Below are 19046 nucleotides of genomic sequence, written 5' to 3'. Positions count from 1 at the left end.
GCTGGGCGGGCCCCGCCCCTCTCTCGTGGCCCGCGCCCCCCCACCGCTCTTTTCTGCGGGGCCTCGGCGCTCTTGCCTGCCGGAGCCCGCAGCTCTTTTCTGTGGGAGCCCTCAGCTCTTGCCTGCCTGGCTTCCGGCTGATCCGCCCCGTCTGCGGTCCGGCTCCGCTCTGCGCCGGTCAGGGCGTCAGCTCGGGACGTCAGCTCAGGGCGTCAGCGGCGGGCGCGGGCCCCCGTCGTCCCCGCGGGGGTCCGGCCGCTCGTCGTCCTTGATGACCTCGCCCTGGACGACCTTGCCGTCCGGGCGGTGCATCCGCGCCTGCTGGAAGGCGTCGCCGACCGTGCCCGGTGCGGCCCTGCTCATCCGGCGCTCCAGCGTCCGCTCGGTGTACCGGCTCAGCGCCGACCGCAGCGGCGGCACCAGCAGGACCAGCCCCACCACGTCGGTGATCAGCCCCGGCAGCATGATCAGCAGTCCGGAGAGCATCAGGAAACCGTTCCCACCGCTCTCGCGCTCCCCTGCCGGATCCGCCGCCCCCGACTGCTGTCGCTGGACCGTCTCCGTCAGATTGCGGAAGGCCCGGCGCCCGGCCCGCTTGACGACGGCGGCACCGAGCACGAGACCGCCGACGAGCAGGAGGAGAACGGTGAGCCCGCCGGCCACGTCGGCCACCAGGATCAGCAGCCAGATCTCCAGGACCACCCAGACGGCGATGCCCAGCGGTACGAAGGTGCGCGCCCGGGAGCGCCTGGGAGCGGTCGGGGGCTGTGTGCCGGTCGTCATGTTCCCAGTGTGCCTGCAGGCGCGCACGGATGACGTGCTGGGGAGATCAGGACGGCTCACGCCCCAGCAGCCGGCCGACGCGCGAGCCGACCCCCCAGGCCGTCACCCGCCAGAGCGCCTCGACCACGATGTCCTTGCTCATCTTGGAGTCGCCGATCTCGCGCTCGACGAAGGTGATCGGCACTTCGACGACATGACAGCCCGCCTCGACGGCCCGCCTGGCGAGATCCACCTGGAAGCAGTACCCCTGGGACGACACCTCGTCCAGGCCCAGCTCTTCCAGGGTCTCCTTGCGGAACGCCCGGAAACCACCGGTGACATCGCGGATCGGTACGTCGAGGAGCAGCCGCGAGTACGTGCTGCCGCCCCGCGAGAGCAGTTCCCGGGACTTGGGCCAGTTGACGACCCGTCCGCCGGGCATCCACCGCGAGCCGAGCACCAGGTCGGCGCTCTTCAACGCGGTGAGCAGCCGGGGAAGTTCCTCCGGCTGGTGCGAGCCGTCCGCGTCCATCTCCACCAGGACGCCGTACCCGTGCTCGATACCCCAGCGGAAGCCCGCGAGGTAGGCGGCGCCGAGTCCCTCCTTGCCCTTCCGGTGCAGGACCTGGACCTGCGGGTCGTCCGCTGCCAGTTCGTCGACGATCTTCCCGGTGCCGTCCGGGCTGTTGTCGTCGGCGACCAGGATGTCCGCATCCTGGACCGCGGCGCGCACCCGGGCAACGATCGGCTTGATGTTCTCGGCCTCGTTGTAGGTCGGAATGATGACCAAGGCCTTGCCGAGCGGACCGAACCGCCGCTCACCGCCGTCGTTCACTACTGCCCCTCACTGTGTCCCTACGCCTGGCCATCACCTTATCCAGCGTGGAGGGGCGGAACGCAGCCGCGTCGGCGGGGCAGGGATCCCGGGGCGCCGTCGGCGAACTGCCCGGGAGGGCGGGGAACTTCGGATCGGGGCCCGGCGTCCTTCGGGCCGACCTGGGGCCCGCTGGCTGCGGGTCGACCGAGAGCCGTTGTCTACTGAACGTCCGGGCCCCACCCGGGTCGCACCTGCCCGCGAACTCCTGAGGAGCAGGGCGGACCCCCTTCCGGCTGAAACCTCCCTCGCCCCCGAGGCGCGGGCGCTGAACCTGGCTCCCGGTGGTGGCGCGCCTTCCGGCGTACCGCCCCATGACCCAGCGGCGTTCGACGACTGCGTGGAGGTTTGCCGGTCGGACGTCCTGTGGTGGACTCGGCCGAACCTACCCGCCGGTGGCCGCTTTCTGTCAATACTTGTCCGACCTGCGGTGTTCTGGTGAATGGGCAGGTCAGTACGGATGAGCCGCAGGTGGCGGGGAAGAATTTCCGGCATCGATCGGCCGCACGAAATGCTGCGATGTCACTCGTTCGGCCTCACGAAGACAGTCTGTCCGGAGACCACCGTCCGCAGGCAGACCGGGAGTTCGGCGCCCGGCGTGAGGTCGGGGAGCCCCGGAGTGCCGGAGCGCGGGTCGGTCGACCAGCGGGCCACCCGGTCGTCGGGGGCCTGCACCACCAGATCGGCGGTGCGCCAGACCGCGTAGTCGGCGGGGGCGCCGGGCACGAGGGCGCCGGTGTCGTCCCGGCCGATGGACCGCCAGCCGCCCCGGGTGTGGGCGGCGAACGCGGCGCGTACGGAAATCCGGTGTGCGGGGGTCCGGTGGAAGGCCGCGGCCCGCACACTCCCCCAGGGATCGAGCGGGGTGACCGGGCTGTCGGAGCCGAAGGCGAGCGGCACACCGGCCCGCAGCAGGGCCGCGTACGGGTTGAGGGTGCGGGCCCGCTCGGCACCGAGCCGCTGGGCGTACATCCCGTCGTCGCCGCCCCACGCCGCGTCGAAGGCCGGCTGCACCGATGCGGTGAGCCCCAGCTCCGCGAAGGCGGCGACGGTCTCAGGGGTGAGCATCTCGGCGTGCTCGATCCGGTGGCGGGCGGCGCGCACCCGGGCCGGGCCGAGCTTCTCGGCGGCGGCCCGCACCCCGTCGACGACCGCGGTGAGTGCGGCGTCCCCGATGGCGTGGAACCCCGCCTGGAGCCCGGCCTCGGTGCAGGCGGTGACATGGGCGGCGATGTCGGCGGCGTCCAGGTGCGCGGTGCCGGTGTGCGCCTCGTCCGCGTACGGCTCGTGCAGGCAGGCGGTGTGCGAGCCGAGCGAACCGTCGACGAAGAGGTCGCCCGCCGCACCGATCGCCCCCAGCTCCGTGATGCGCCGGGCGTCCTTGGCGTCGGCGACGCGCTCGGCCCAGTAGCCGAAGACGCGCGGCCCCTTCTCCTGTCCGGCGAGGGCGAGCAGGCCGGTGAAGTCGTCCTCGTCGGAGATGTCGGGCCCGCCGCACTCGTGGAGCGTGCCGATACCGAGCGACGCGGCATGGGCGCGGGCCGCGCGCTGGGCCTCGGTGCGCTGCTCCGGAGTGATCTGTGCGTGGGCAGCGGCCCGTACGGCGTGGTGCGCCGCGCCGGTGAGGGGGGCGTCCGCCCGGTAGCCGGGCAGCGAGGTGATCCGCGGGACCAGGTTGAGCAGGGCCGTGGAGACCACGGCCGAGTGGACATCGACCCGCGGCAGATAGACCGGCCGGCCGCCGGCCGCCTCGTCGAGAGCGGTACGGGACAGCTGCTGCCCGTCCGGCCAGCCGGACGAGTCCCAGCCGTGGCCCAGCAGCACCCCGTCGTCCGGACGGACCGCCGCGTGCTCCCGTACGAGACGCAGCGCCTCCTGTGCGGTGCGGGCCGCCGACAGGTCGAGGCCGGTGAGGGCGAGCCCCGTGGACGTCGTGTGGACATGCGCGTCGGTGAACGCCGGGGTCACCAGGGCCCCTTCGAGGTCGACGGTCTCGTCGACCCCCTTGGCGAAGGCGTCGGCCGCCCCTTCGGAGCCCACCCAGGCGACGTGCCCGCGTTCCACGACCATCGCGGTGGCGAAGGGGTCGGCGGGGCTGTGGATGTCCCCACCGCGCAGCAGTACGGTGCGGTGGTCGGCCTGGGGGGCGGTGCTCTCGGTCATGGAGAACAGTCTCCCGCCTGCGGGGCACCGGTCGCGCAGGGGGCCCGTGCACGGGGGCGGAGCCCGCTCAGATCTCCGGGGGGCGCGCCTCGTACGGGGTGGAGAGCACGACGGTGGTACGGGTGGAGACGCCTGCCAGGGAGCGGATCCGCGTCAGCAGGTTCTCCAGGGCCAGCGGGGTCGGGACACGCACCTTGAGGATGTAGTTCTCGTCGCCCGCCACGCTGTGGCACGCCTCGATCTCGGGGACGCCGGCGAGCCGCTCGGCGATGTCGTCCGGTGCGCTCGGATCGAAGGGCTTCACCGAGATGAACGCGGTGAGCGGCAGCCCGACGGCCTCCGGGTCGACCACGGCGGCGTAGCCGCGGATGACTCCGCGCTGTTCGAGACGGCGTACACGCTGATGCACCGCCGATGTGGACAGGCCGGTGGCCTTGCCCAGGTCGGTGTAGCTCATCCGCCCGTCCTTGACGAGCAACTCCACGATGCGGCGATCCAGCTCCTCCATACGGATCAACCTATGGCCCCGGCCCCCTCCGGCACAGCCGGAGAGGGCCGGTAAGGGTCCCCTGACGGCTGCATGTGACGAAGGCCACAGGGCTGACGCGGTGTCGGCGGGGAACGCGCGATTACCGCGGACGCCGGGCGGGAAGTGCTTGCTGTGGTCGAGACCACACGTTTCTGGTCGGCCCACCCGAGGGGGAGAAACTCCATGCACAAACTGAAGAGCGCCGATGCCATCGAGCCCGCAGAGCTCGCGGCCATCGAGAACGATCCGGGGCTCGCGGCCTACGCCACCTTTGAGATGTACCGGGTGATCTGCCCGGACTGCGCACAGCCGATCGCCCTCCTCGCGGGCGAGGTCGTGCTGCCGGAGCACGCGCTCTGCGCCAGCCCCTGGGACCCGTTCGGGCTCACCGCGTGCGCGGGTACCGGCCGTGCGGCGTCCGACGCCAGGCCGGCCGACGCGACGCTCCGGGCCCAGGAGCAGGACACCGCACTGCTGCTGACGCTTCCTCAGGGGCTCGACTGGCGCAAGCAGCCCTTCTCGCACGTCGGCGGGCCCGGCTCACGCCCCGTCAAGGCCGTCCGTCCGGTGCGCGAAGCCGCCTGACCAGTCGTACTCCCCCCGTACCAGGGCCTCCAGGGAGGCCCGGTGCAGGATCATGGCATCCGGGTCCGCGGGGACCCGGACCTCGCCGAAGTACACCTGCCGGTAAGCGATCCGCAGCATCACGATGGCGTGCCGCAAGGCCGCGTAGAGCAGGTGGAAGTCCATGTCGCGCGGGGTGTGGCCGGTGAGTTCGGCGTAGCGCCGCTCCGCGTTCTCCCGGCGCAGCAGTCCCGGGAGCCCGGGCAGCCCGGATCCCTCGGTGAGGTCCTGGAAGAAGCGGTGCAGATAGACGGTCCAGCCGAGGTCCAGTTCGCAGGGGCCGCAGGCCGCCATCTCCCAGTCGAGCACGGCGGCGGGCTCGAAGCCGTCGTAGACGATGTTGCCGATCCGGGCATCTCCCCAGCAGAGCACGGCGGGTCCCTCGTCCCCGGGCCAGAGCGCCTCCAGCCGCTCGAAGGCGCGCTCGATCAGCGGTGACGGCGGGAGCCCGTCCACCACCCAGGCGTAGTAGGCCCGTTGCTCGTCCACATGGCGGCGCAGCGGGCCGCCCTCCCCCGGTGGAAGCAGGAACTCGGCCCGGCCGGAAGGGAACTGACGGTGCAGCTCCGCGAGCACCCGCAGGGTGGACTCCTCCAGCGCGGCGCGCTCCGCCTCCGTCGCCGCGTACAGCCAATTCCCTTCGTACGTATAGGGCATGACGTCGGGCGGGACCCTGCCGTGGGCCTGTTCCATCACGAAGAACGGCGCGCCGAGCGGCCCCGGATCCGTCTCCAGCCACAGGACGCGCGGAACCGGTACGGCGGTGTGCTCGGCGACCAGGCTCATCACCCGGTACTGCCGCTCCATGTCGTAGGAGGGGAAGACGGTGTAGGCGGCGGGGTCGGCGGCCAGCCGCAGGGCGCAGGAGGTGACCGGGGCCGCGGGGGCGGTGATGTCGAAGAGGAGGGTCTCGCTCGACATGCCGTTGGACGCCGGGGTGCGCAGATCGCCGATGCGGGCGCCCGGCAGGCGGGTGTCCAGCCAGGCGGCCAGACTGCGGGCCAGCTCCTGCGGGTCCCGGGTGGTGGTGCGGGGGCGTGGTGCCGTGGTCATGGCGGTGCTCCTCGCTCAGGAAGGGGCGGCCGGGTCAGGGGGCGACCGACGCGTACCCGGTGAATCCGCTGGGGTCGTGACGGCCGAAGCTGCCGTGCTCGAAAATGCCGTGCCCGACCTGTCCGTCGAGGGTGAAGCGGGCGGCGTGGTCGGTGACGCCGTAGACGGTGGCCGGATGCGCCGCGGGGTCGCTCATGTCGTAGCTGCGCCGGTCGGTCCAGCCCCTTCCCTGCCAGGTGCCGTGCTGCCAGTCGGCGGCCGGCGGGTAGCCCGCGCCGAGCGCCAGCGGGGACGAGCAGAGCGTCTCCGCGGTCAGCTTCATCGGCCGGCCGTCCGGGCCCGTGAGGTGGACGACGGCCCGTTCGGGGTGGCGGGTGCCGTGGCGGTAGTTGATCTCCGTACGCGGCCAGCCGAGCTGGGTGTCGTGGCCCCCTTCACGGACCAGGAGCGCCTCGTTGAGCGTCCGGTAGCCGTCGGCGTCCTCCTGCGCGATCACCAGCACGAAGCGGTCGTCGAAGCGGACCGGGATCCAGAGCCAGTGAAACCCTTCGGGCCGGTACTCGGCCTCGGCACGTCCGCCCTCCTCGCCCGGGATGGGCCGCACGCCCCAGCTCCGGTCGCGGGTGCCGGTCCACTCCCCGGGCACGACCGGTATCTCGTCGCCGCCCGCGCGTATGACACCGGAGCAGTGGCCCGCCTGTACGAAGCGGCGGCCTTCGAGCATCAGCCGCTCGCCGCGCCGCTGCACATGGTGCGGTTCCCAGACGGCCGGGAAGTCCGCGGTCCACTCGATGTCGTACGAGAGCGATTCCGGGTCGGCGGGGTCGGCCGCGCAGTGCAGGGTCAGCCGTTGCAGCGGGATGTCGACGGTGATGCGCAGCGGGCCGACGGAGAGGTTCATCCGGTCGTCGGTGAGGGCGTCGGACGCGCGCACGGCGTGCAGCCGGTCACCGGTGCGCAGCGTCGCGTACGCGTCGATCACCCCGGCGTTGGGATAGACGCCGAGCCCCGCGACGAGCAGCGCCCTGCCCCGGTGGTCGAAGACATGGAAGATGCAGCGGTCATAGGCGTTGCGGTCGCCCGTCGCGACGTGCTTCATGGACAACGGCACCTGGTGGACGGGGTATTCGTCGAGCGCGATGGGTCGGTCGTCGGCCACGGCATCCTCCTGCTGAGGGGAATGTGACGGTACGTCAGAACGTCGTGGACGGCCAGACCCGGGCCGGACGGGATCACCACGGCCTCGGACCCCGGACCGCCTCGGCTTCGAGAACGATCACGGGTGTGCGCGGCCCGGCCGGGGACCCGGGTCCCCGGCCGGCCATGTCCGGGACCTAGCATCGGGAGGAACACCAGCGGGGGCAGGCAGGGCAGGCAGGGGACGATGGCGCGACAGGATACGGCGGCGGACGAGGGCGCCTCCCCGCCCGGCGGAGTTCACCGGGTGGCGGACACCCTCGGCTATCTCGCCGGACGCTGGCGGGTCGAGCGGACCGTGTACGACCTGTCCCAGGACCGGACCGGCACATTCCGGGGTACGGCCGACTTCACCTGGGGCGAGCACGGCGCCGGACTACGGCACGTCGAGCACGGCGAGTTCACCTGGGGCGGGGTGACCCGGCCCGCCTCCCGTGAGCATCTCTTCGAGCCGGCCGATGACGGGGCGGCCTTCGTGCGGTTCGCGGACGGCCGCCCGTTCCACCCTCTGGACCTGCGCGCGGGACACTGCGTCGCCGACCATCCATGCGCCGAGGACGTCTACCGGGGCGAGTTCAGCGTACTCAGCGAGGACAGCTGGCGCGTGACGTGGACGGTGCTCGGCCCGGCCAAGGACCTGCGGCTGGTGACGCTGCACCACCGTCAGTAGGCGGAGTTGACGTTGTCCATCGAGCCGTACTTGTCGGCGGCGTAGTTGGCTGCGGCGACGATGTTGGCGACCGGGTCGGTGAGGCTGTCCTTGGTGCCCTTGACGTGGTAGGTGTCGAAGGTGGGCTGGATGACCTGGAGGAGTCCCTTGGAGGGGATGCCGTTCTGGGCGTTGACGTCCCAGTTGTTCTGGGCGTGGGGGTTGCCGCTGGACTCGCGCATGATGTTGCGGTGCAGGCCGTCGTAGCTGCCGGGTATGTGCTTGGCCTTCATGATGGCGAGGGATTCCTTGATCCAGCCGTCGAGGTTGTTGCTGTACTTCTTGTCCTTGACGATCGCGGCGACGGTGTCGACGTGCTTGGCCTTGGAGCCGTGCTTCACCGCCGTGGTGGCGTGCGCGGTCTTCTTGGTGTGGGCGGCCTTCTCGGCGTGGTGGGCCTGCTTGGCGACCTGGGCGGTGACGGCGGAGGCCGCTACGGCCGCGGGGGTGGGCTCGGCGGCGTGCGCGGAGTGCGGGACCAGGGTCAGCGCGAGGGCTGCGGCGCCGGCGCCGGCGATGCCGGCGACAGAGGACTTGCGGAAGTTCAGGGTGCGGGTGGCAGTCATGGGGGTACCTCTCCAGGTGGTGGGACGTTCGCTTGGGGAGGGCCGACTGGGGGTCGGCGGCACGGGTGGGGCGCTGGGGCCGTGGTCCGTGTCGTGGGGCCGGTGCCGGGATGGCGGGCGGTGTGGTGTGCCCGGTCCGGCGCTCGGCTCCCCGGTACGTCCAACACCGTGCGGGAGGCCCCCTGCCGCTGGCAATGATGTGACCTACGACCTTATGTAGTGACAAAACGGACACGGGTGGGATGGGAGCCCGTACAGGAGGGGGAGGCCCGCCGCGGGTCTACTAGGCGGCGTCCTATGTGACGCGGGCCCTATGCGCGGGCTCACACGACACCGGCCCCAGAGCCCCGAATTCCCACTCTCCGTAACACCCCGTACACAGCAGTTCCGCCCCCGGACGGCGTACCTGGTGCCCGGCGCGCGTGCTCGCCGCTGTCGCCGGGGACGGTCACATCAGCCGGTCCGCGTACCGGGCCCGGCCCCGCTTGACCGCGCGAACAGACGCCCGACGCCGGGCAGCGGTGACCGCGCGCCGCCGCCCGGCGTTGTCCGTGCATGACTCCTCTGCGCTACGGGACCGGGACAGGGAACAGACTCCGGCGGCTCACCGCGTCCGCCCCCGAAGAATCGCTTCCGCAGTACGTGGACGCACCGATCTACCAGGCGCTGATCCGCCAGTGGGGAGGGGCTGGGCGCACCCTGCCGGGCCGCCGCGACCAGGAGTGGGCGCACCTGACCGCGACGACCGTTCAGCCGGGGCAGTTCAGCGCGACTCCGGACCCGCGAGGTGGCGTGCGATGACCATCCGCTGGATCTGATTGGTGCCCTCGACGATCTGCAGCACCTTGGCCTCCCGCATGAACCGCTCGACGGGGAAGTCCGCCGTGTACCCGTAGCCGCCGAGCACCTGCACCGCGTCGGTGGTGGCCCGCATCGCCGCGTCCGTGCAGAACAGCTTGGCCATGGCGGCCTGCCGCGAGAAGGGGAGCCCGGCGTCCCGCAGCCGCGCGGCCGTGAGATAGAGGGAGCGGCCCGCCTCGATCTGGGTGGCCATGTCGGCGAGCATGAAGCGCAGCCCCTGGAAGTCCGCGATGGGGTGGCCGAACTGCTGCCGCTCGCCGGCGTACAGCACCGCCTCGTCCAGCGCGGCCTGGGCAACTCCGATGGCGCAGGCGGCGATTCCCAGCCGGCCCGAGTCGAGGGCGGAGAGCGCGATGGCAAAGCCCTGGCCCTCGTCGCCGATCAACCGCGCGCCGGACACCCGTACTCCGTCGAAGTGGAGCTGGGAGGTGGGCGAGCCCTTCATCCCCATCTTCTTCTCGGGGACGGCCGCCGTGAGCCCTTCGGCGTCACCCGGCACCAGGAACGCCGAGATCCCGCGCGCCCCTTCGCCGCCGGTGCGCGCGAGCACGGTGCAGAAGTCCGCGATACCGCCGTGCGTGATCCAGGACTTGGTACCGGTGATCACCCAGTCGTCACCCTCCCGTACGGCCTTCGTACGGAGCGACGCCGCGTCGGAGCCCGAGGTGGGCTCGGAGAGGCAGTACGCCCCGAGCAGTCCGCCGCCGAGCATCGCGGGCAGGTGCTCGGCCCGCTGCTCCTTGCTGCCGAATCCGGCCAGCGCGTGGCAGGCGAGCGAGTGGACACTGACGCCGAGGCCGACGGTGAGCCGCGCCGCCGCCAGCTCTTCGAGCACCTGGAGGTAGACCTCGTACGGCTGGTCTCCGCCGCCGTACGCGGAGTCGTAGGGGAGGCCGAGCAGTCCGGCATCCGAGAGCAGGGTGAAGACCTCGCGGGGAAAGCGGCCTGCTTCCTCCTCGGCGGCCGCACCGGGCACGATCTCCCGCTGGACGATGTCGCGCACCAGCGCGAGCAGGTCCCGGGACTCCTCGGTGGGCAACTGGCGGTCCACCAACTGCGGGGCGCGGTCGGGCATGGCGACGGCTCTCCTCCCTGTCGGGCGCTGCGGCGTACGCGTGGCCAGGGTGTGGCAACGCCGCCGGGTCTCGCCTTCAGCCGATGCTGCCCTCCCGGATCGCGGAAGAGGCTGACCAGAGGCTGTGGCGGCTTGAGTATGCCCGATCGGCGGACTTCCGTCACGGGGCGGAATTGGTCCGAACCATTGACCTCACTGGTCTAGTCCATCTACCTTCCCCCTACTGGCTTTCCGCGTTCATGCCAAATTCGGCACCGGACGGCCTCCCTCTTCCGTCCCCCTCCCCCACGAGGAGACAGCATGTTCGGACGATTCCACCCACGGGCCCGGGTCCGGGCTCTGCTCGCAGGCGTCTGTACGGCGGCGCTCGGGGTCACTCTGCTCGCGGGCGCCGGTACGGCGTCCGCCGGCGAGCGGCACGCCCCGGCGGCAGCCGCCAAGTCAGCCGCAAGCACCCGGGCGGGCACCGCTGCCGCCGCGGGCAGCAAGGTCGTCGGATACTACGCGGACTGGGACGTCTACCAGCGGAACTACCAGGTCAAGAACATCCAGACCTCGGGGTCCGCCGACAAACTCACCCACATCAACTACGCGTTCGGGAACGTCACCGGCGGCAAGTGCGCCATCGGCGACGCCTACGCCGACTACCAGAAGACCTACGACGCATCCTCCAGCGTGGACGGCACCGCGGACACCTGGGACCAGCCGGTGGCGGGCAACTTCAACCAGCTGCGCGAGCTGAAGAAGCTGCACCCCAACCTCAAGATCCTCTGGTCCTTCGGCGGCTGGACCTGGTCCGGCGGCTTCGGCGAGGCAGCGAAGGACCCGGCGGCCTTCGCGCAGTCCTGCTACGACCTGGTCAAGGACTCGCGGTGGGCCGATGTGTTCGACGGCATCGACATCGACTGGGAGTACCCCAACAACTGCGGTCTCTCCTGCGACACCAGCGGTGCGGAGGCCTTCAAGAACGTGCTGGCCGCACTGCGCGCCAAGTTCGGCTCGTCGTCGCTGGTCACCGCCGCGATCACCGCTGACGCCTCGGACGGCGGCAAGATGGACTCCGCCGACTACGCGGGCGCGGCCCAGTACGTCGACTGGTACAACCCGATGACGTACGACTACTTCGGCGCCTGGGACGCGAAGGGGCCGACCGCCCCGCACTCCCCGCTCACCTCGTACACCGGTATCCCGAAGGCCGGCTTCAACACCGACGCCACGATCACCAAGCTCAAGGGCCTGGGCGTGCCCGCGGACAAGCTGCTGCTCGGCATCGGCTTCTACGGCCGCGGCTGGACCGGCGTCACGCAGGACGCTCCCGGCGGTACGGCGACGGGCCCGGCGCCCGGCACCTACGAGCAGGGGATCGAGGACTACAAGGTCCTCAAGACCAGCTGCCCGGCCACCAGCACGATCGCCGGTACCGCGTACGCCAAGTGCGGTTCCAACTGGTGGAGTTACGACACCCCGGCCACGATCGCGGGGAAGATGGCCTACAAGGACAAGCAGGGCCTCGGCGGCACCTTCCTCTGGGAGCTCAGCGGGGACACCTCCAACGGCGAGCTGATCCACGCCGTGAGCTAGCCGGCACCACGCCTCCCGCATCAGGGGGTGGAAGGCCGGGCGGCCTTCCACCCCCTGAGCCCGTTTCCAGCCTTACTCGGGAGGCGGCGGCGACGGGCACTCGACGACGAACTCACCGATGGTGTCGAGGGTGTTGCGCAACATCCGGACCAGCAGCTCCCGGATCTGCGCGCGGTCGATCTCCTGGTGGCCGAGCCAGTCGAGCGTGATGCCCTCCACGGCGCTCAGCCAGCCGAGCAGTGCGAGCCGGGCCAGGGTGGGGATGTCGCGGCGCCCGTAGGCGCCCTCCGCGATGGTGGCGATGAGTTCCTCACGGACTGCCCCGCGCAGCGCCTGCACCTCGGTGTCGAAGCCGACGCCACCGGTGACGATGGTGCGGAAGGCCGCCCTGTTGTGCTGCGCGTAGAGCAGATAGCCCTCGACGGTGCGGTGCACGCGATCGGCCCGGGGCAGCTCGGTCTCGCCGGCCGCGCGGGCGACGAGATCGGCCACCGACTCCTCGACGACGGCGAGGTAGTAGCCGCGTTTGCTCTTGAAGTAGTAGTAGATGAGCCCCTTCGCGACCCCCGCGTGCCGGGCGATGTCATCCATCGACAGGGCGTCGTACGACGTATCGGCGAACAGCCGCCGCCCCGTGGCGATGAGGTCGCTGCGACGGAGCTGGGAGCGCTCGGTCGGGGTGCGCTGTTGTATGTACGGTCCGTTCTGGTTCACGTCCGGCCCTGTTCCGCCACTGCCTCAGGAGGCTGCCACAGCCTCGGAAGCCCGAAGTATGGCAGACCTCCGGGGCCAAGTGCGCTCCCCCGCATCGGCGTTGACCTGGGACGGGGCCCCGGGACAGCCCTCAGCCGGCTTCGCGCATCCGCAGGACGTACGCCGCCGTCAGCGCGACAGCACGGTCCTCGTCCTGGGCCAGCCGCGCGAGGGCGTGTGACGCCGTGGGCCCGGGGATGTCCGCGAGCGCCTGGGCCAGCCGTCTCCGTGCGGAGGGTTCGACGGTCTCGTGGGCGAGGCGGCCGACGAGCCCGGCGGCGATCCGGTCCGCCACGGCGGGGACGGCCGCCAGTGTGCTCAGCGCGTCGGCCGCACCGACGTCGTTCGTCCCTTCGACGACCATGGCGATGAGCGTCGGGACCGCGTCGGCCACCCCCCGTCCGGCGAGCGCCGGGGCCGCGCATCTGCGGACCTCCGGGTCGGGATCGTCGAGGGCCTCCCGCAGCAGTGCGGTCGCCCCGCCGTGCCCCATCCCGGCGACGGCCCGCACGGCACGTACGCGCACCGCGGCCACCGGTGAACGCAGACCGTCCGCCAGCAGCGCCCGTCCGTCGTCGCCCGACTGCGCCAGCGCCCACCGGAGGGCTCCGGCCACATGGGGGTCGGTCTCGCTCAGTACCGCCTCGACCAGGGCCTCCACCGGCACCGGGACCTCACCGGCCGAGGAGAGTGCGGCGCGCTGGCGCGTCCCCCGCGCTTGCCGACCCCAGCGCCTGGAGCAGTGCGACGCTCTGGAGTACGTCCTCCCAGCCCGCCGGTTCCGCGGCGCCGATCCGGCGGAGCTGGGTGAGCAGCGCCTCCTCGTCCGCGATGCGTTCCCGCGTCCGGCTGATGAGATCGTCCACGAGCTTCGACGGCGCGAAGCCGGGGTCGTCGAGCGCGGAGCCGACTTCACGGAGCGACAGCCCCAGCGACCGCAGGCTCTCGATATGGAAGATCCGCCGGATGTCCTCGCCCGAGTACTCCCGGTAACCGGCGGCGGTCCGCCCCGAAGGCCGCGCCAGACCCAGCGACTCGTAGTGCCGGAGCATGCGGGCGCTGACCCCCGAGCGTCGTGCCACCTCACCGATCAGCACTGCCTGTCACCCCTCCTGGCCGACCGTGGGGCCGAGGGCCACGACACGCTTCGCCTCCTCGACCGCCGACTCGAACGCGGCCTCCGGGTCGCGCAACAGCCGTTCCGTGGCGGACGCGTGCGCGCGTACGCCAGGGTCGGGATCCTCCATCGCGGCGCGCAGCTCCGGCACCACCATCTCACCGAGCGCGATCAGCGCCCGGCTGAGGCTGAGCTGCGTCTCCCGTCCGCCGCGACCGAGCTGGGCCGACAGTACGGCGGCCAGCCCGGGCTCCGCACCTTCGGGCACCAGCACCACGGCTGCCCGCCAGGCGCTCCGCGCCACCTCGTCGTCGGCGTCGCCGAGAAGCGCCGGGGTGATCGCCGGCCAGGCCCGCCGGTCCCCGATCTTGGAGAGCGTGTGCAGAGCCTGGCTCCGCGCCTGCGGCCGCTCCGAACGGAGCTGCCCCACCAGGCCGGGGACGGTCGCGGACGGCGGGTGGCGGGTGAGCGCCCAGGTCAGCATCTCGCGTACGGAGAAGTCCGGCTCGCTCCCGCAGCGTTCGACGAGCTTGTCGATGAACGCCGGGTCGGGCGCCGAGCCGGCCGCCATCGCCGCGCGCAGCCGTACGGACGAGCGGCTGTCCTCCAACGCCTGAAGGGCGCGCGCCGTCCCCGGGTCCTGTCCTGGCATGGTCATCGGTACCACCTCCTGGACGGAGTGAAGACCTTGCCACCGTGTCAAGGTCAAGCGGAGGCGCGCCCCCTGGCCTTCCCGGGGTCAGGGGGTGTGGTGGGGCTCCCTGCCGTGGGGCTGCCGGGGCGCGGGCCGCAGGGCGAGACGGGGGATGCTCCGGACCTCCGGTGTCCCGTGGGAGACGGTGAGCGGTTCGCCGTGGTGGCGCAGCTCCAGCGACCCACCCTCCAACAGGGTGTACGTGGCCTGGGAGCCCGTGATCTCGACCCGCAGGCACCGGTTCGTGATCTTGACCTTGAAGGCGAGACGGCTGAACTTCTCCGGCAGTCTCGGGGCGAACTCCAGCGTCCCGCCCCGGTGGCGCATACCGCCGAATCCCGCGACCAGAGCCGTCCAGGTGCCCGCAAGCGAGGCGATGTGCAGCCCGTCGCGGGTGTTGTTCTCGCGGTCTTCGAGGTCCATCAGCGCCGCCTCGACCAAGTAGTCGTAGGCGAGCCGCAGATGGCCGACCTCGGCGGCCATGACCGCCTGGGGGCTGGCCGACAGGGACGAGTCCCGGACGGTCAGGGGTTCGTAGTAGTCGAAGTTGCGGGCCTTCTGCTCCGCGTCGAAGCGGTCACCCCGTACGTACATGGCGAGTACGAGGTCGGCCTGTTTCACGACCTGCCTGCGGTACAGGTCGAAGTAGGGGTGATGGAGCATCAGCGGATAATGGTCGGGAGGCGTTCCGGCGAAGTCCCAGGTCTGGTGGCCGGTGAATCCGGCGTGCTGCTCATGCACCCCCAGCTCCTCGTTGTACGGCACCGACATGGCTTCGGCGGCGTCCCGCCAGGCGGCGCTCTCCTCGTCGTCGGCTCCGAGCCGCCCGGCCTCCTCCGGATGGCGCTCGACCATGTCGGCGGCGGCGTGCAGATTCGCCTGGGCCATCAGATTCGTATAGACGTTGTCGTCCATGACGGCGCTGTACTCGTCCGGCCCGGTGACCCCGTCGATATGGAAGCGCCCGTGGTGGTCGTGGTGCCCGAGGGAGCTCCACAGCCGGGCCGTCTCCACCAGGATGTCCACCCCCACCTCACGCTCGAACTCCGTGTCGCCGGTCGCGGACACGTACCGTACGACGGCGTCGGCGATGTCGGCGTTCACATGGAACGCCGCCGTACCCGCGGGCCAGTAGGCCGAGCACTCGGCGCCGTCGATGGTCCGCCACGGGAACGCGGCCCCCTCAAGGCCCAGCTGGCGCGCGCGGTCCCGGGCGGCCGGCAGGGTCTCGTGGCGCCAGCGCAGCGCCTCCTGCACCGCCCGCGGCGATGTGTAGGTCAGCAGCGGCAGTACGTAGGACTCGGTGTCCCAGAAGGAGTGGCCGTCGTAGCCGGAGCCGGTCAGTCCCTTGGCCGGGATGGCCCGTTTCTCCGCTCGTGCCCCGGCCTGCAGAACATGGAAGAGGGCGAACCTGACCGCTTGCTGGATCTCGCCGTCGCCCTCCACCTCCACGTCCGCGCCGGCCCAGAACTCGTCGAGGTAGGCCCGCTGGTCCCGGGCCAGCCCCTCCCAGCCGGTACTGCGCGCCGCGGCGAGCGCCGCGTCGACCTGGTCGTGCAGAGCGGGCAGCGAGCGGACCCCCGACCAGCCGTAGGAGACCATCTTCTCCATCCGCAGGCGCTCCCCCGGGGCGAGTACCGAAGTGACGGTCAGCCGGCTGACGTCCTCGCTGCTCTCCGTGCTCGTACGGACGGACTCGGGGCCGTGCACGACATGGTCGGCCGCCGCCGCGACCCGCAGCCCGCTGCGCGAGGTGCAGTGCACCAGCCGCAGACGCATCCCGTCGGCGAAGTCCTCCTCCGGGGTCAGGACGGTCTCCGGGCCCGCGGCGCCGCGCGGGTCCCCGCTGTTGCGCGGCAGTTGTTCGTTGGCCACGAGCTCCGACTGCACGACGACGCGCACTTCCTCGCCGACCGGCTCCACCTCGTAGAGGACCGCGGCGATGGCACGCTGCGTGAAGGAGACGAGCCGGGTCGAGCGCACCCTGACCGTCCCGCCCGCGGGTGAGGTCCACTCACAGGTCCTGCGCAGGAGACCGCTGCGCAGGTCGAGTACGCGCTCGTGGGAGTGGAGTTTGCCGTACCGCAGATCGAACGGCTCGTCGTTGACGAGGAGCCTGATGATCTTCCCGTTGGTGACGTTGATGACCGTCTGGCCGGACTCGGGGTATCCGTACCCCGCCTCCGCGTAGGGCAGCGGGTGGAGTTCGTGCACCCCGTTCAGATAGGAGCCGGGCAGGCCGTACGGCTCCCCCTCGTCAAGATTTCCCCGCCAGCCGATATGGCCGTTCGACAGCGAGAACACCGACTCGCTCTGCGGGAGTACGTCGAGACCGAGCGCGCTCTCACGCAGCTGCCAGGGCTCGACCACATAGGCGGAATGAGTGATCACGTACGGTTCTCCAACTCGGCGAGATCCTGGACGACCCGGTCGGCGCCGTGGGCCCGCAGCGCGTCGGCCTGGCCGACGCGGTCGACCCCCACGACATACCCGAAGCGGCCGGCTCTCCCGGCCTCCATACCGGCCAGGGCGTCCTCGAAGACCGCCGCCGCGGAGGCTCCGACGCCCAGTTCGCGCGCGGCCTCCAGGAAGGTGTCGGGGGCGGGCTTGCCGGGGATGTTCCGCTCGGCGGCCACCACCCCGTCGATGCGTACGTCGAAGAGTGACTCGGCGCCGACCGCCCGCAGGATCGCACGGCAGTTGGTGCTGGACGAGACGACAGCCGTGCGCAGGCCCGCGGCTCTGACGGCTTCGATGTACTTCAGGGACCCCGGGTAGGCGTCGACTCCCTGGGTGCGGATCTTCTCCAGCACCAGGTCGTTCTTGCGGAGGCCGAGGCCGTGCACCGTGTTCTGCTCCGGCCCGTCGTCCTTGCTTCCGTCGGGGAGCGAGATGGAGCGGGACGCCAGGAAGGTACGGACACCGTCGTCACGGGGCCGCCCGTCGACGTACTCGTCGTAGTCGGACGCCGAGTCGAACGGACGGAAGCCGGGGCCGTCACGCTCCTGGAGGAAGGCGTCGAACATCTCCTTCCAGGCGGCTGCGTGCACGACGGCGGTCTTGGTGATGACACCGTCGAGATCGAACAGGCAGGTACTGATGTCATCCGGCAGTCCATGTGTCATGGAGGGCGCCTTCCCCGTGCGATGCCACCCGCATACCTGCCGGGACCGATTCCGCCCGCACGCACGCACTCCGGTCTCCGCGGTGCCGGTACATGCCGGTATGTACCGGTACATGCCGTTACGTCATGCGGTCCTGGAGCGTTTGTCGCGCCTGGGCTTGTCACGCTCGTCCACCTGGAGTTCACGTTCCGCCCCCGGCACGCCCTCGGCCAGCTGACGGCTGCGCTCCCGCTCCGCGTTGAACTCGGCACCCAGCAGAATGGCGAGGTTCGTGATCCACAGCCACACCAGGAAGACGATGATGCCGCCGAGGGTCCCGTACGTCTTGTTGTAGGAACCGAAGTTGGCCACGTAGAAGGCGAACCCGACTGAGGCGACCAGCCAGAGGACCAGGGCGAGCACCGCACCCGGGAGCACCGCCTTGAGCCCTCTCAGGCGGGCGTTGGGTGAGGCGTAGTAGAGGATGCCGAAGATCAGCACGACGACGATGAGCAGCACGGGCCATTTGGCGTAGTTCCACGCGGTCACCGCGGCGTCGCCTGCCCCGATCGCCGACCCCACCTTCCTCGCGAGCGGGCCGGTCACGACCAGGGCGACCAGCACGAGCGCCTGGAGGAGCACCAGGATCAGGGTGACGAGCAGTTGCAGCGGACGCAGCTTGAGGAAGCCCCGGCCCTCCTCCACCTCGTAGATACGGTTGGAGGCCCGCATGAAGGCCCCCACGTACCCGGACGCCGTCCACAGCGCCGAGGCCAGGCCCACGATCAGCAGGACGATGCCGGTGCCTCGGTTCGAGGCGAGGCCCTCGATGGGGCCCTTGAAGGTGTTCACCGCGGAGGCGGGGCCGATCGAGCTGATGAGGTGCGTGGCCTTGTCGATGATGGTCCTGGGATCCATGACGAGGCCGACGAGGGAGACCAGCGCGATCAGGGCGGGGAAGACGGAGAGGACCGAGTAGTAGGTCAGCGCCGCCGCGGAGTCGGAGAGGTTGTCCTCCTTGAACTCCGCCAGCGTGCGTTTGACGGTCTCCGCCAGACCCGGCTTCCTCGGGTGCGGCGGACCCTCCGGGCGCCGTCCGGAGGTCTTCTCGTCATAGCGGTGGATACCGCCCTCGCCCTGGGGCTGCGCGTCTGGCATGGCTCTCCGTTCTCGGCTCTCGGATCCCGGTCACCGGCTTCCCGGTCCGCTGCCTCCGGCTCCCGGTCCCTGCCTCCGGCTTCGCGGCTCCTGCCTCCGGCCGAACGCCGCCGCACAGTGCGGGGACCGGCGTTCCATCGAAACGGATACCGGCCGCTCCTGCGACGGGCGGGACCCGGATGGGTGAACCCGTCCGACGTCTGAGCGGCTCCGGACGGGTTCACCC

Annotated in this window: 16 protein-coding genes and 1 pseudogene; 3 read left to right on the top strand and 14 right to left on the bottom strand. The window is 71.2% G+C overall.

Translation table 11 applies throughout. The features are described 5' to 3' along the window. Positions 1 to 204: 204 nt before the first annotated feature. The 4 genes from fxsA to ACFXBC_RS16900 form a co-directional block, all read right to left on the bottom strand. Positions 205 to 783, bottom strand: a complete 579-nt coding sequence (fxsA, locus tag ACFXBC_RS16915; RefSeq protein ID WP_385024247.1) for an FxsA family membrane protein — start codon at positions 781 to 783, stop codon at positions 205 to 207. Between the two features lie 46 nt (positions 784 to 829). Further along, on the bottom strand, positions 830 to 1597 hold the full coding sequence (locus ACFXBC_RS16910) for a polyprenol monophosphomannose synthase (RefSeq protein WP_385024245.1): 768 nt from the start codon (positions 1595 to 1597) through the stop codon (positions 830 to 832). A gap of 561 nt (positions 1598 to 2158) precedes the next feature. Then, entirely contained in the window at positions 2159 to 3799 is a 1641-nt protein-coding gene (locus tag ACFXBC_RS16905; protein ID WP_385024243.1) for an amidohydrolase, read from the bottom strand. A gap of 67 nt (positions 3800 to 3866) precedes the next feature. Continuing rightward, positions 3867 to 4307 (bottom strand): Lrp/AsnC family transcriptional regulator, encoded by a 441-nt coding sequence (locus tag ACFXBC_RS16900; protein WP_164266613.1) that lies wholly within the window; start codon positions 4305 to 4307, stop codon positions 3867 to 3869. Positions 4308 to 4511: 204 nt separating this feature from the next. Here ACFXBC_RS16900 and ACFXBC_RS16895 point away from each other — a divergent pair, with 204 nt between their 5' ends. Next, entirely contained in the window at positions 4512 to 4913 is a 402-nt protein-coding gene (locus ACFXBC_RS16895) for a hypothetical protein (protein ID WP_385024241.1), read from the top strand. Here the strand turns inward: ACFXBC_RS16895 and ACFXBC_RS16890 are convergent. Together ACFXBC_RS16890 and ACFXBC_RS16885 are read right to left on the bottom strand one after the other, a co-directional pair. Next, positions 4869 to 6005, bottom strand: a complete 1137-nt coding sequence (locus ACFXBC_RS16890; RefSeq protein ID WP_385024239.1) for a phosphotransferase family protein — start codon at positions 6003 to 6005, stop codon at positions 4869 to 4871. The genes ACFXBC_RS16895 and ACFXBC_RS16890 overlap by 45 nt on opposite strands. A 34-nt stretch (positions 6006 to 6039) precedes the next feature. Further along, on the bottom strand, positions 6040 to 7164 hold the full coding sequence (locus ACFXBC_RS16885; protein WP_385024237.1) for a hypothetical protein: 1125 nt from the start codon (positions 7162 to 7164) through the stop codon (positions 6040 to 6042). A gap of 225 nt (positions 7165 to 7389) precedes the next feature. Here ACFXBC_RS16885 and ACFXBC_RS16880 point away from each other — a divergent pair, with 225 nt between their 5' ends. Then, positions 7390 to 7872 carry a DUF6314 family protein gene (locus tag ACFXBC_RS16880; RefSeq protein WP_385024235.1) on the top strand — a complete coding sequence of 161 codons (483 nt, stop codon included), beginning with the start codon at positions 7390 to 7392 and terminating at the stop codon, positions 7870 to 7872. On the opposite strand, the gene ACFXBC_RS16875 is transcribed toward ACFXBC_RS16880, so the two are convergent. Both ACFXBC_RS16875 and ACFXBC_RS16870 read right to left on the bottom strand, forming a co-directional pair. Next, positions 7866 to 8477 (bottom strand): transglycosylase SLT domain-containing protein, encoded by a 612-nt coding sequence (locus tag ACFXBC_RS16875; protein ID WP_385024233.1) that lies wholly within the window; start codon positions 8475 to 8477, stop codon positions 7866 to 7868. The genes ACFXBC_RS16880 and ACFXBC_RS16875 overlap by 7 nt on opposite strands. Positions 8478 to 9240: 763 nt before the next feature. Beyond that, positions 9241 to 10413, bottom strand: a complete 1173-nt coding sequence (locus tag ACFXBC_RS16870) for an acyl-CoA dehydrogenase family protein (protein WP_385024231.1) — start codon at positions 10411 to 10413, stop codon at positions 9241 to 9243. A 300-nt stretch (positions 10414 to 10713) separates the two neighbouring features. Between ACFXBC_RS16870 and ACFXBC_RS16865 the strand changes: the two genes are divergently transcribed. Next, positions 10714 to 11994 carry a glycoside hydrolase family 18 protein gene (locus ACFXBC_RS16865; protein ID WP_385024229.1) on the top strand — a complete coding sequence of 427 codons (1281 nt, stop codon included), beginning with the start codon at positions 10714 to 10716 and terminating at the stop codon, positions 11992 to 11994. A 72-nt stretch (positions 11995 to 12066) separates the two neighbouring features. Here ACFXBC_RS16865 and ACFXBC_RS16860 read toward each other — a convergent pair whose 3' ends face one another. The 6 genes and pseudogenes from ACFXBC_RS16860 to ACFXBC_RS16835 all read right to left on the bottom strand — a co-directional run bounded on the left by ACFXBC_RS16860 (position 12067) and on the right by ACFXBC_RS16835 (position 18820). Further along, the gene (locus ACFXBC_RS16860) at positions 12067 to 12708 is read right to left on the bottom strand and encodes a TetR/AcrR family transcriptional regulator (protein WP_385024227.1); all 642 of its coding nucleotides are present in this window, start codon (positions 12706 to 12708) and stop codon (positions 12067 to 12069) included. 130 nt (positions 12709 to 12838) lie between these two features. Next, positions 12839 to 13844, bottom strand: a pseudogene (locus ACFXBC_RS16855) (HEAT repeat domain-containing protein). A 6-nt stretch (positions 13845 to 13850) separates the two neighbouring features. Then, complete coding sequence (locus ACFXBC_RS16850; protein ID WP_385024225.1) at positions 13851 to 14522, bottom strand: HEAT repeat domain-containing protein; 672 nt, start codon at positions 14520 to 14522, stop codon at positions 13851 to 13853. An 81-nt stretch (positions 14523 to 14603) separates the two neighbouring features. After that, positions 14604 to 16949, bottom strand: a complete 2346-nt coding sequence (locus tag ACFXBC_RS16845; protein ID WP_385024223.1) for a glycoside hydrolase family 65 protein — start codon at positions 16947 to 16949, stop codon at positions 14604 to 14606. Beyond that, a complete protein-coding gene (locus ACFXBC_RS16840; protein ID WP_385024221.1) occupies positions 16946 to 17683 on the bottom strand; it encodes an HAD family hydrolase in 738 nt (245 codons plus the stop codon). Before ACFXBC_RS16840 ends, ACFXBC_RS16845 begins: the two co-directional genes overlap by 4 nt. A 123-nt stretch (positions 17684 to 17806) precedes the next feature. Further along, on the bottom strand, positions 17807 to 18820 hold the full coding sequence (locus ACFXBC_RS16835) for a YihY/virulence factor BrkB family protein (RefSeq protein ID WP_385024219.1): 1014 nt from the start codon (positions 18818 to 18820) through the stop codon (positions 17807 to 17809). Positions 18821 to 19046: the final 226 nt, after the last annotated feature.

It is taken from the genome of Streptomyces sp. NPDC059398 (genome assembly GCF_042751845.1).
Lineage (GTDB): Bacteria > Actinomycetota > Actinomycetes > Streptomycetales > Streptomycetaceae > Streptomyces.
Note: the sequence above shows the minus strand (reverse complement) of the source record. Positions and strands in the feature narration are given on the sequence as shown.